This window comes from Neobacillus sp. S1227 (genome assembly GCF_055385255.1).
This window is the reverse complement of record NZ_AP038276.1, coordinates 1,797,232-1,808,957: the sequence shown is the minus strand read 5'-3', so window position 1 is coordinate 1,808,957 and position 11,726 is coordinate 1,797,232. Positions and strand designations below refer to the sequence as shown.

At 41.1% G+C, this 11,726-nt stretch carries 11 protein-coding genes; 1 reads left to right on the top strand and 10 read right to left on the bottom strand.

Annotated elements, in window-relative coordinates:
- From ACZ5AE_RS09320 to mraZ, 7 genes are all read right to left on the bottom strand, one after another.
- Window positions 1-450, bottom strand: a complete 450-nt coding sequence (locus tag ACZ5AE_RS09320; RefSeq protein ID WP_464571590.1) for a hypothetical protein — start codon at window positions 448-450, stop codon at window positions 1-3.
- Window positions 450-1,919 (bottom strand): UDP-N-acetylmuramoyl-L-alanyl-D-glutamate--2,6-diaminopimelate ligase, encoded by a 1,470-nt coding sequence (locus ACZ5AE_RS09315; protein WP_464571588.1) that lies wholly within the window; start codon window positions 1,917-1,919, stop codon window positions 450-452. Before ACZ5AE_RS09315 ends, ACZ5AE_RS09320 begins: the two co-directional genes overlap by 1 nt.
- Window positions 1,920-2,087: 168 nt before the next feature.
- Window positions 2,088-4,007: a stage V sporulation protein D gene (locus ACZ5AE_RS09310; RefSeq protein WP_464571586.1), complete on the bottom strand. Its 1,920-nt coding sequence runs from the start codon at window positions 4,005-4,007 to the stop codon at window positions 2,088-2,090.
- 128 nt (window positions 4,008-4,135) lie between these two features.
- Complete coding sequence (locus tag ACZ5AE_RS09305; protein ID WP_464571584.1) at window positions 4,136-6,376, bottom strand: penicillin-binding protein; 2,241 nt, start codon at window positions 6,374-6,376, stop codon at window positions 4,136-4,138.
- Complete coding sequence (gene ftsL, locus ACZ5AE_RS09300; RefSeq protein WP_213140842.1) at window positions 6,373-6,732, bottom strand: cell division protein FtsL; 360 nt, start codon at window positions 6,730-6,732, stop codon at window positions 6,373-6,375. Before ftsL ends, ACZ5AE_RS09305 begins: the two co-directional genes overlap by 4 nt.
- A gap of 32 nt (window positions 6,733-6,764) precedes the next feature.
- Window positions 6,765-7,697, bottom strand: a complete 933-nt coding sequence (gene rsmH, locus ACZ5AE_RS09295) for a 16S rRNA (cytosine(1402)-N(4))-methyltransferase RsmH (RefSeq protein WP_464571582.1) — start codon at window positions 7,695-7,697, stop codon at window positions 6,765-6,767.
- A 70-nt stretch (window positions 7,698-7,767) separates the two neighbouring features.
- Complete coding sequence (gene mraZ / locus ACZ5AE_RS09290; protein ID WP_464571580.1) at window positions 7,768-8,199, bottom strand: division/cell wall cluster transcriptional repressor MraZ; 432 nt, start codon at window positions 8,197-8,199, stop codon at window positions 7,768-7,770.
- A gap of 154 nt (window positions 8,200-8,353) precedes the next feature.
- Between mraZ and ACZ5AE_RS09285 the strand changes: the two genes are divergently transcribed.
- The gene (locus ACZ5AE_RS09285; RefSeq protein WP_464571578.1) at window positions 8,354-8,551 is read left to right on the top strand and encodes a hypothetical protein; all 198 of its coding nucleotides are present in this window, start codon (window positions 8,354-8,356) and stop codon (window positions 8,549-8,551) included.
- 49 nt (window positions 8,552-8,600) lie between these two features.
- Here ACZ5AE_RS09285 and bshC read toward each other — a convergent pair whose 3' ends face one another.
- From bshC to ACZ5AE_RS09270, 3 genes are all read right to left on the bottom strand, one after another.
- Window positions 8,601-10,235, bottom strand: coding sequence for a bacillithiol biosynthesis cysteine-adding enzyme BshC (gene bshC / locus ACZ5AE_RS09280; protein WP_464571576.1), 1,635 nt, complete (start codon window positions 10,233-10,235; stop codon window positions 8,601-8,603).
- Between the two features lie 90 nt (window positions 10,236-10,325).
- Window positions 10,326-10,679, bottom strand: a complete 354-nt coding sequence (locus ACZ5AE_RS09275; RefSeq protein ID WP_464573583.1) for a DUF3397 domain-containing protein — start codon at window positions 10,677-10,679, stop codon at window positions 10,326-10,328.
- A gap of 38 nt (window positions 10,680-10,717) precedes the next feature.
- Entirely contained in the window at window positions 10,718-11,620 is a 903-nt protein-coding gene (locus ACZ5AE_RS09270) for a 2-dehydropantoate 2-reductase (RefSeq protein WP_464571574.1), read from the bottom strand.
- Between the last annotated feature and the right edge of the window lie 106 nt (window positions 11,621-11,726).

The window sequence follows — 11,726 nt, the reverse complement described above, 5'->3', positions numbered from 1 at the left end:
TTATCCCCTCCCCCCTTGTATCTTTTCTTGTTTTTCGATTATTTTTTTTAGCATTACAGCAATATCATATGATTTGTTATTTTTATTAAGAAGTTTTTTATTTGAAAATTTAAAGTTAGTTGTCTCCATTTTTGCAGTTGTTTCTCCATCCAATTTTTCAATATATCGTGTTAAAATCTGTACAATAGCATCCACTGAATCATCTGTAAAAAATACCGGAAAATGATTTGGAGTGTAATTCGGCAGTTTTTTTCGTTTGTCCCAAAGAACCGCAATAGCACCTTGAGCAATAGCGTCGGATAGACTGCCACTATCTTCGCTTATAGGGATAAACAGTCCCTTTGGCTGTATACCCTCCGCCATATCAGTCACCGTATAAAAAGCAAAATCGCCTTGGACTCCTTGTTTTTCTGAAAAAATTTCAGCCAAGTCCCTATAGGTCAAAACCATTATTTTCTCTCCTCAATTGCTTCTCTAGCGACAAGCCGGTCATCGAAATCATAAACTTCACCGCCGATAATCTGATAGGTTTCGTGTCCCTTACCGGCAATTAAAATGACATCACCTGCTGTTGCCTGCTTTACAGCCTCACCAATGGCTTCTTTACGGTCAGGAATCACCCGATAGATATAATCCCTTCCTTGAACCCCAGATTCCATTTCCTCTAAGATTTCAAGCGGATTCTCACTGCGTGGATTATCTGACGTGAAGATCGGATCAGTTGCATATCGGCAGGCAATTTGCGCCATCAGCGGCCGTTTCGTCCGGTCCCTGTCACCACCGCACCCGACCACAACAAAGATTTTTTTCTTGGCAAAATGCTGAATTGTCTTCAAAACATTTTCCAAGCTGTCCGGTGTATGGGCATAATCGACAATCACGGTAAAATCTTGGCCTGCTTGCACCAGCTCAAACCTTCCCGCAACTCCCTTCATACTTTCAAGAGAGCGAATAATCGTCTCTATTGGGAGCCCAGAAACCAATGCGGCCGAAATACTGGCCAAAACATTATAAACGCTGAATTTGCCTATAAACTGAATGTTTATGGGATATCTAAGATTGCCAAAAACAACTTCAAATTTGGTGCCTGATGCGTTCATCTTGATATTTTCCGCTTGAATGTCCGCTTTCGAATCGATACCGTAGGTCACAACATGGGCAGCCGTTGACCGTTTAAACATACTCGACGCAGGGTCATCAGCATTTAACACGGCAAATTTAGGCTTTTGCTGGTTAAAGGTGTTGCCAAGCTGAGCAAATAATAGACTCTTTGCCCGTTGGTATTCATCCATTGTCTTATGATAATCGAGGTGATCTTGAGTGAGGTTGGTAAATACAGCTACGTCAAAGTCGCACCCATGGACCCTTCCTAAATCTAAAGCATGTGAAGAGACCTCCATGACAGCTGTTTCAACCCCATTATCCACCATTTGTTTAAAGGTTCTTTGCAGGGTTAAGCTTTCAGGTGTTGTATTTTTAGTTTCAATCAGCGTATCAGCTATTTTTGTATACATCGTGCCAATTAATCCGGTAGTCCGCCCATAATCAGCAAAAATCTTTTCAATCATGTGGCTGGTTGTTGTTTTTCCGTTTGTACCTGTAATTCCAATCAGTTGCAGTTTCTTTGAAGGCTGTTCAAAAAAGGTATCAGCCAGAACTGCCATTGCTCTAGTTGTATCATTCACAACGATAACAGGAACATCAAGCTTAAGCGGACGTTCCGCGAGAACAGCAGCGGCACCGCTCGCAGCGGCCGATTCAGCAAAATCGTGACCGTCCACGGTGTAGCCTTTGATGCAAATAAATAAGCTCCCGTTTTGCACCTTACGGTTGTCATTTTCTATTGAAGTGATTTCCCGGTCTTCTCCTTCATAGGAAGTTATCAGATGCAAACTCTCAAGCAGCTTTTTCAGCTTCATGGTTATCTCAAATCCTCTCATTACCTTACCTCTGCTTTTGCCGATGCCCCTTTAGAAGAGACAATTGGGCGAAAGTTTCACTTTATTTTACATGAAAATAAATTTTTTTGCCATTTTGTTCTTTGCATCGGCAAAAACTTGAGGTGAAAAATAATTTAAGGCTTATGATTAATCTCCACTGCCGAAGTATAGTCTAATTTTTGATCCCTCTTTTACTTTCGTTCCAGGTGCAGGAGATTGTCTCACAACAACATCGCCATCGCCGCTTGCATCAACTTTAAGGTTCAAGATTTGTTCCATAAGTTCAACTTTTGTCATGCCGACAAAATCAGGTAATTCGATTGGTGCAGTATCAGGCCATTTGATTTCTTTTTCAATTTGATCTTTTCTTGGTTCTACTCCCATTGCACTTAAACTGTCCTTCATGATATTCCCTACAATTGGAGCACTTACAGTACCCCCAAATGCGGTTACGCCTTTCGGATTATCAACAGCCACATAAACAACAATTTGCGGGTCATCTGCAGGAGCAAAGCCAATAAATGAGACGATAAAGTTATTTTCCAAGTATCTGCCGCCCTGGGCTTTTTGGGCTGTCCCAGTTTTGCCGCCAATCCGATATGAATCAACAAATGCTTTACCTCCGGTTCCTTGGGCAACGACGCTTTCAAGGGCATGGCGAATTTCCTTAGATGTTTCCTCAGAAATAACCCGGCGCTTTTCAACTGGAGTATTTCTCATTACGATTTCTTTTGTTACGGGATCGATTAATTCCTTAGCAATAAAAGGTTTATATAAGATTCCTCCATTTACGGCAGCAGACACTGCAGTAACCTGCTGAATTGGCGTAACAGATACCCCTTGTCCGAACGCAGTTGTTGCCAATTCAACAGGACCGACGCGGTTCATATTAAATAAAATCCCGGTTCCTTCACCCTGTAAATCAATTCCAGTCTTTTGGCCAAAACCAAAATCCTTTACATATTGGAAAAGCTTTTCCTTTCCAAGCCGTTGACCGAGCTCCACGAATCCGGGGTTGCAAGAATTTTGCACAACTTCTAAGAAGGTTTGATCTCCATGTCCGCCTCGTTTCCAGCATTTCAACCTGGCACCGGCTACCTGGACTGAACCGGAATCATGAAAATGTTCTGTCTCTAAGTCTACCTTTCCCTCGTTTAAGGCAGCAGCCAGCGTAATAATTTTAAAAGTCGACCCCGGCTCATACGTCATCCAGACAGGTAAATTCCGGTTGTAAACCTCCTGCGGAACGTTGCGAAAATTTGCAGGGTCAAAGGACGGTCTGCTTGACATCGCTAATATTTCCCCGCTGTTCGGGTTCATCGCGATAGCAATAATTCCATCCGGATTATACTTGGCTTCAGCAATATCCAGCTCTCTTTCGACAATCGTCTGGACCTTTGTGTCAATCGTTAATTTTAGGTCAAGACCATTGACGGGCTTCTCATAATCATCAGCCATATCATTCATTCGTTCACCTTTGGCATTTGCATAAAATTTAACAGAGCCTCTTTCCCCGCTCAGTTCTTTATCATAATATTTTTCAAGGCCCATCAATCCCTGGTTGTCCACTCCTGCAAAGCCAAGAACATGGGCTAGATAGCTGCCATAAGGATAATGCCGTTTAGAGTCTTCCCCGATGTAGACACCTTCAAGACCTAATGCCCGGATCTCCTTTGCTTTTTCATGGGAGATCTTTCGTCCTTCTTTTATCCGGACAATTCTCTCTTTTTGTGTTATCTCGCGATAGGCTGTTTCTTTAGGCATATTTAATACTGAGGCCAGTTTTTCAGCGGTTGCAGCGGGGTCTTTAACCTGCCTTGGGACAACCCAGACAGTTGGGGCACTCATATTTGTCGCTAACGGAACACCATTGCGGTCAACAATTTCGCCTCGCTGGGGCTCAAATGGAATATTCCGGCTCCAAGAATCCTTTGCACGTCCAGTCAACATGTCTCCGAGATAAAATTGTACATAACCTAGCCTGACATCAATAATCAAAAAGATCAAAATTCCGATGATTAGTGCAAGTATTAACCGTTTACGGACCGTTACATTTGAAACGCGCATATTTGAACAATGCCTCCTACTCCTTTACGTTATCGTTCATTTATATGCTTGTACTTCCTTGATTAGAACGGGGTTAAACGGTTTAAACCGCGGAAAAGAGGCTGCCCAATTACAGCCTCTTCCCCTCGTTAATCCTGCACTTTTTCTTCCTGATTGTCCTCTTGATTTGTTCCCTCTTCTTGCTTCTGCCCATTTATTTCCTCTGTCCATTGCTCTTCGGGCGTTTTAAGTTCGACAATTAAGAAATCATCTTTATGCAATAACGCTTGTGGTTGAATGTTTTGACTAACAACATATCCTTTTCCTTTTGGGTTCAAATTTAATCCAGCCAAACTGGCGACCTTCACGACATCCCTTAGTGACCACCCGGTTAGATCTGGAGCAGTCAATTCACCATTTGTTCGAATAACTACCTTTTCACCCTCAAGTATCTCCGTTCCAGCTTTAGGCAGCTGCTTGTCCACCTCGGTCCCGGTTCCGAGAACCACTGCCTCAATTCCCTTGTCTTTTAGACTTTTTACCGCGTCATTTACGTTCAGTCCCTGTAAATCAGGCAATTCGCTGACATTCGTTTTTTCCGTAGTGGACGGCTGAATATTTAAGTAATGCAAGCTGTTTTGCATGACAGGGTTAAAAACGGCCGACACCGGAATGGCGCCTTGGCCTGCATCAAGTCCTTTTAGATCCGGCTGCTGTACGGCCACATAGACAATTAGTCTCGGGTCATCCTTTGGAGCCATACCTAAAAAAGAGAACATGTAGTTGTTTACCCCGCTTAAGTATCTTCCATCCGGACCGGGAATATTAGCTGTTCCCGTTTTCCCTGCCACACTGTAGCCGTCAATTTTATAACGCCCTCCGGTTCCTTTTGGAGAAGAGACCACCGTTTCTAGGTAATCGCGAACCTTGCTGGCTGTTTCAGCAGAAATCGGGTTAGAAACAACCTCGGCAGTTTCTTCTTTTACCGTTTCGCCAGAATCATGATTGACAATTTTCTTAACCACATGCGGCTTTACCATTTTCCCGCCATTGGCAATAGCCGTAGCTGCCTGGATTTGCTGAATTGGTGTTATCGCTGTACCTTGGCCATATGCGGTGGTAATTTTTTCTATTGGATAAGTGTATTGAATTTTCCCAGATGTTTCATTTGGCAATTCAATGCCTGTCGGCTTATCAAAACCAAATTTCGTTAAATATTCTCTGAATTTTTCAAAGCCCAATTTTTCCTTCGCAATTTTTGCAAATGCCACGTTCGAGGAGCGCTGTACACCTTCAAGATAAGTAATGCTTCCCCAGCCAGACCCGTTGTGGTCATGGATGGCTTTATCCTTATCTGTCACCCGATAGGACCCGGACTGATAGAGTTCATTTGGATCGAACTCATTTTCTTGAACGGCTGCAGCAAGTGTAAAGATTTTCATCGTCGAACCTGGCTCAAACGAAGTTTCAATCGCTTCGTTATGCCAGCTTTTATCAATCCCGTCTTTTGTCTTTGGATCAAAGGACGGCCGCTGGCCCATTGCTAATATCTCCCCTGTTTTCGGATCGGCCACAATCGCAATAATTTTCTTAGGCTTATAATCCTTAACCACTTTGTCCATGGCATCCTCTAAAAATGTCTGGATTTTCTTATCAATCGTTAAATAGACATCGTTTCCATCTTTTGCGGGGGTGACTTTTTCCTTTCCAGTAGGAAGAATATACCCCCACTTATCGCTTTCATATTGTATTTTTCCGTCCTGTCCAGTCAAGGCATCATTATACGATTTTTCAACTCCCATTATCCCTTCATATTTGAACGTATCATCCTTTTGTTTAACGCTGTCCGTATACCCTACTAAATGAGAGGCAAAGGTACCATTTGGATAAAACCTTTTCGAATCACGAATAAATGTAATTCCTGGCAGTTTCAATGCCTCTATCTTTGTTTTTGTGTCATGGGAAATATCTTTTCCTGCCTTTCCAAACTCCACCTGAAACCTGCCTTTTATCGATAGTCTGCTGTAAATCTCCGATTCATCCATTTTTATATATTTGGCCAGCGCTTTTGCCGTTTTCTTCGGGTCCTTTACATGCATTGGTTTCTTCGGGTCAGTCGTCATTTTCTTATCAAGAATTGCAACTAACGTATAAGATGCAGTGTCCTCCGCAACCACCTCACCATTTCTATCGTAAATAACTCCCCGGACAGCAGGGATGGTTCCATTTCGGTTATATTTTTCCTGAGCAAGTGCTGATAGCTTCTGGCCTGCTGCTTCACCAGTAACTTGAATATAAAGAAATCTGCACAATAAGACAAAAAAGAGCAGACTGAATATTATAAACAATATCGCTGCTCCGGAATTTATATATGGCTGTTTCTTAATCATTTCTGCTGCACAACCTTGACGTTATTTTCGTTTAAAATTAATCCCATTTGTTTCGCTTTTTCATAAATCCGCTCGTACGTACTTAATTCGCTAACTTGTACCTGCAGGTCACTATTAACTTTCTGCTGTTCCTTCACCTTGGCATCAACCGTTTGAATCTCTTTATTTACGTCATAGATTTTTGCCTGATTATTCAGGAGATGTGCCGCCCCAAAGCAAACAACACCTGCAAAAACAACTCCGATTATTTTTTCCCCTGGAGTTAGCCAGGATTTTTTTATTTTTACCTGTCTTTCGTCGCGTACTGTTTGTTCTGTGCGCTGCTGCTCTTGAACTTTCCTGGCAAGATTACTCAATCTTTTTCCCCTCCGGTTTGATTATTTATTTTCTATATTTTTTCAGCAATACGTAGCTTTGCCGACCGTGCACGATTGTTGTGTTCTACTTCTTCTTCAGATGGAAGAATCGGTTTCCTTGTGATTAATTTTAAAATAGGCTTGTACTCATCCGGAATGACAGGCAAACCTGGCGGCAGCGGTGGTGTTTCACTTGCCTTTTTAAATGTTGCTTTACAAATTCTGTCTTCAAGCGAATGGAAAGTGATGCAGCTGATTCTTCCGCCTTTATTCAGCAAAGAAATCGCCTGGTTTAAAGACTTCTCAAACACACCCAGTTCATCGTTAACTGCAATTCTAACCGCTTGAAAAATTCGTTTGGCTGGGTGACCTCCTTTTCTCCTTGCAGGTGCTGGAATGGCTTCCTTAATCAAATCAACCAATTCAAAGGTCGTTTCAATCGGTTTGACCGCTCTCGCTGCTTCAATCTTACGAGTGATTTGTTTCGAAAATTTTTCCTCACCATAGTGAAAAAAGATTCGAACTAATTCCTCATAAGACCAATGGTTAATGACATCATAGGCAGAGATTGGTGCACCCGTATCCATCCTCATATCGAGAGGGGCATCATGATGATAACTAAAGCCTCTCTCAGGAGTATCAAGCTGCGGGGAGGACACGCCCAAGTCATACAGAACTCCATCAACTTTCTCAATTCCTTGTTTTTCAAGCTCTTCTTTTAAATGTAAAAAATTACTTTTAATAATGGTTAAGCGGTCTCCATATTCGGCTAATTTCTGCTCCGCATTTCGAATGGCTGTATCGTCCTGGTCAAATGCAAACAATTTGCCTTCTGTCCCAAGTTTCGAGAGGATTAAAGAGCTATGCCCTGCCCCCCCCAATGTACAATCGACATAAATACCATCAGGCTTAATATTCAAGCCTTCAACCGCTTCATCCAATAACACAGTTGTATGTTTAAACATTTACGAACCACCTTTTCCAATCTATCGCAAAACATTTGTATACAGAAAATATATTAAGATAACTTATCCATTATATATCAAAGCCAATCATATTTTCTGCAATTTCCGCAAAAGATTCTTCAGACTGTGAAAAATAGTCTTCCCAAATCTGCTTGCTCCAAATTTCGATTCGATTGGAAACACCCAAAATCACACATTCTTTATCTAATTTTGCAAATTGCAATAATGGTGTGGGGATGTTAATTCTTCCTTGCTTATCCAGTTCACTCTCTGTCGCCCCGGAAAAGAAGAATCGTGTAAAGGCACGGGCATCTTTTTTTGTCAGCGGCAAGCCTTTTAATTTTTCTTCAATCAGCTTCCATTCTGACAATGGGTAACCAAACAAACATTGATCCAAACCCCTAGTGATGATGAACATCTCGCCGAGTTCATCGCGGAATTTGGAGGGAACAATCAGTCGGCCTTTGTTATCAATGCTGTGATGGTATTCACCCATGAACATACCCACTACCCCCACTTTCTATTAAAAATGTACCACATTCCCCCACTTTCCACCACCTATTTTTTAACTATTCTTCTTAAAATCCAAAAACCCTTTCAAAATTGGTTATTTTTACAAAAAAAAGAAAACCCCACATAGGCGAAGTTTTCTCGAATTGGAGAAATGGAATTTTTTTAATCAATTGTCCCTGCTCATAGGCCTGTTGATTGGAGCGGAAGGGGCGATACTCCTGCGGGAGTACGGTACAATGGAGACACCGCAGGAGCGAAGCGATGAGGAGGCTCCACTTAACGCCCGCGGAAAGCGAGTCCCTGGAGCGGAAATCAACAGACTCATTTACACAGTCAAATAAAATAAAGAGGGGCTTCCAAAAGTCAGTTACCTGACTTTTTGGAAAGCCCCTAGATTTTGATAACCTTGTGCAGACCGTCAAATTCGAATGGTAATATCATGAGATCTTTGATAAAGGTTAATCCATATTGATTTAAGTAATAGAAAATATTCCAGACTCTTTCCTGTGGGGATCCGTCTGGTCTTAAGGCGAGATTGATCCGGCTGAATTTTTTTAGTTGGATGTCGTGTCTCTGCTTTACTGCATCTTCGAGCTTTGTTTCCATGAATCCAATCTCTTTAAGAAGATAGCTTTCATTTTTCTTTAGCAGCGGCAGGAGACCCCGGTCAATCACAGCTGTTTTTGCTTCAATAAACTGATATTGTTTAAGCAATTCTTCTTTAACTGTAGAAAATAACGCTTCAACTTCCTTATCCTTCACGGTTTCAAGAAATTGTTCTTTTTCTTGATTCGTTCCCCTTTGTAAAACTTCCTCTAGCTTTAAATTTAATTGTGTCACTTCCGCTTCCACTGAGCGGTCCAAAAACGTAATATTTAAACGAGGAACAATCGGCGGCATTTTCATGTTAAAATGTTCAAAGACAAGCTTTAGTTCCGCCCAATATGATATCTCCCCTGGACCCGCAATAAAGGCAAGGGTAGGAAAGAGCCATTCCTGCATGAGCGGCCTGGTCACCACATTATTGCTAAATTTTTCAGGATATTGTACTGCCATCTCCACTAATTCCTGTTGGGTAAAGGTCACTCTTCCACTTTTCCCCACAAAGCGATTGGCGCCCCGGTCATATTCCAGCAAAATGCGTTCATTTAATTTTAGATCATAATAAAATAAATTAGCAGCATATTCCCCGGCTTCAATGGTGATTGGAAATCCTTTCTCTGCTATCTGCTTTTGCTGTTCCAATAGTGAAAAGGTGATTACCTCATGATTGACAATTTGCTCCGTTAGAAAATCCTTTTGAAGCTGCCGGAAGCTTTTATCGCCTGAGTCGACAAGTAATAAACCATAATCCTTAAACAACTCCATGATTATATAAGCGAAAAAATCAACAAAGGTGGCCGATTTTTCAATCTGCCTTTCAGCAAACTCTAATAGCCGCTTCGTATGCTCCGATTCTCCGAAATTCTCAATAATATTCCGAACCCATTCTCGGCAGATTTCCTGATCCAATGGAATATCAGTTACCATAGGTTTGCTATGAACCCTTTTCGGATAGGTCCATTTATCAAGCTTTTCTTCCATCGGAACATAGACATGATTCACTTCTTGATAATCATGGTCTTCACCTGCAATCCAAAACACAGGCACAACCGGAATCCCAAGAAGCTTTTCCTTTTGTTCTGCCAATTTAATGATTGAAATAACCTTATGTATCGAATAAAGCGGACCTGTTAGGATTCCTGCCTGCTGTCCCCCGATTACGACTGCACTGTCCTCACGCTTTAGCTTCTCAAGGGAGTTTTTCACCGCTTCCGAGGTGCCAAATCGCTCCATAAAGCTTTCTATATGCCTGGCAGTCTCAATGCGCGGAAAGCTTCTCTCCTTTAATTCAGCCATCCTCTTTAAATCTTCGTTTAAATCATTGAAGTGATAATGAAAAAAAGGCATAATATCCTTTGATTGTGCCAAGTAATTTGAAGCGAACCGGTTGGCCGCTGGTAAAGAGAGATTTAAAATCTCCATTCATAAACTCCCTTTCTGTAAACCCAAATTATTCTTTTAAGAGTATACCACTCCCCAGCCTATATAAAAAAAACATATGCCTCAATTTTTTTAAGATGCTAACGAAAAGATTATAGCCCGATGAATTAAACCAAATAGTGTCAGGGATATATAGGCAAGAAAAAACAGAAGAAAATTAAACCGCCAAAAACCTTTCATCACCTTAGTTAAAATAATCTCATCTTTTACCTTCCAATGGACAACAACAAAAATAATCGCAATGAAAATCATTATTAGTAGTATTATCCAAAAAAATGAATTCCCCCAAATTGTTTTTACTAAAAAATGAACAGAAATAATAAATAATATGGTTGAATAATCAAGGGCATGATGCACTGATTTCCGAGTATCATTTGTGATGAGTTTAAAGACTAGAAAAACCAATAGAAAGCCTAGGAACGGCATAATGAACAACAGCGTTAACAAAGTCGATAGGATGGCGCTCAAAACTGCTCACTCCTTCCTTCTTGTTCTTTTCCTTTAATAAGAAAATATAGCCCCTGTATTTGCGCAGCCTTTTTATGAAGCCTCTCAGCCTCCTCTATGAGAAACCCTAAAATTGCGTCCACTTCGGTCATTCTGCCCGCTTCCAAATCTTTTAGCATGGACGAACGATTTTCGGCTGTTGATTGACAAACATAATAAATATGCTGCAAATAGGCTTCCTTATCCTCTAAACTAAGCACGTCCGAAATTTCCGCGAATAAGTTGTTCAATGCCTGCAGGTAATATGGATTTTGGATCAAGTCTCCATTTTTGACGCGAAGAATGGCCGTCAGAGGGTTAATGGCTGCATTGACAATTAATTTCTTTAGCAGCATATCAAAATAATTTTCTCTTATTGCAATCGGAAAATCATTCGGTACTTTAGCAGCAAGAAGATACAGCCAATCCGCCATTCCTTTATAAATAGCAGCATTCGTGATTCCTTTGCCATTATGATAAACCGTGTAGGCATTTTCTCTTAAGGCGCCGTGTTCCACAGAGCCTACCGCAATATTTTTTCCCTCAATCGCTTCGAGCAGCTTTAAATGCCCCATACCGTTTTGAATAAAAAGTATATTAGCTGGTGCCGCTAAGCTGTTTACTTTTTCAATAATCGTTTGTAGATGATATTGTTTTACAGCAACAACCGTAACAGTTTCATTCCCTTTCCATTCACTAATTGGCAAGGCTTGTACGATGGTGCTCGTTACAGTATTTCCTATTTTTAGCACGATTCCATTATTGTTAATTTGCTCAGCTTGTGCCGGGGTTCTTGTGTAAATAATAGTTTCAAAAGCCCGGCTCAAATAGGCAGCAAATAATAAACCTAATGAACCCGCTCCAATAATTCCAACCTTCATCGCTATCCCTTCTTTAAATCGTCTTACCCGTATTTTACCAAATGCAATTAATTGTTTGTAAAAAAATAAACCCTTTTCGACAGAAAGTTCGAAAAGGGATATTTTT

Coding starts and splice junctions, on each gene's coding strand:
- rsmH (WP_464571582.1), bottom strand. CDS start 7,697: ATGTTTAAACATACAACTGTGTTATTGGATGAAGCGGTTGAAGGCTTG.
- ACZ5AE_RS09315 (WP_464571588.1), bottom strand. CDS start 1,919: ATGAAGCTGAAAAAGCTGCTTGAGAGTTTGCATCTGATAACTTCCTAT.
- ACZ5AE_RS09270 (WP_464571574.1), bottom strand. CDS start 11,620: ATGAAGGTTGGAATTATTGGAGCGGGTTCATTAGGTTTATTATTTGCT.
- mraZ (WP_464571580.1), bottom strand. CDS start 8,199: ATGTTCATGGGTGAATACCATCACAGCATTGATAACAAAGGCCGACTG.
- bshC (WP_464571576.1), bottom strand. CDS start 10,235: ATGGAGATTTTAAATCTCTCTTTACCAGCGGCCAACCGGTTCGCTTCA.
- ACZ5AE_RS09320 (WP_464571590.1), bottom strand. CDS start 450: ATGGTTTTGACCTATAGGGACTTGGCTGAAATTTTTTCAGAAAAACAA.
- ACZ5AE_RS09305 (WP_464571584.1), bottom strand. CDS start 6,376: ATGATTAAGAAACAGCCATATATAAATTCCGGAGCAGCGATATTGTTT.
- ACZ5AE_RS09310 (WP_464571586.1), bottom strand. CDS start 4,007: ATGCGCGTTTCAAATGTAACGGTCCGTAAACGGTTAATACTTGCACTA.
- ACZ5AE_RS09275 (WP_464573583.1), bottom strand. CDS start 10,679: ATGCCGTTCCTAGGCTTTCTATTGGTTTTTCTAGTCTTTAAACTCATC.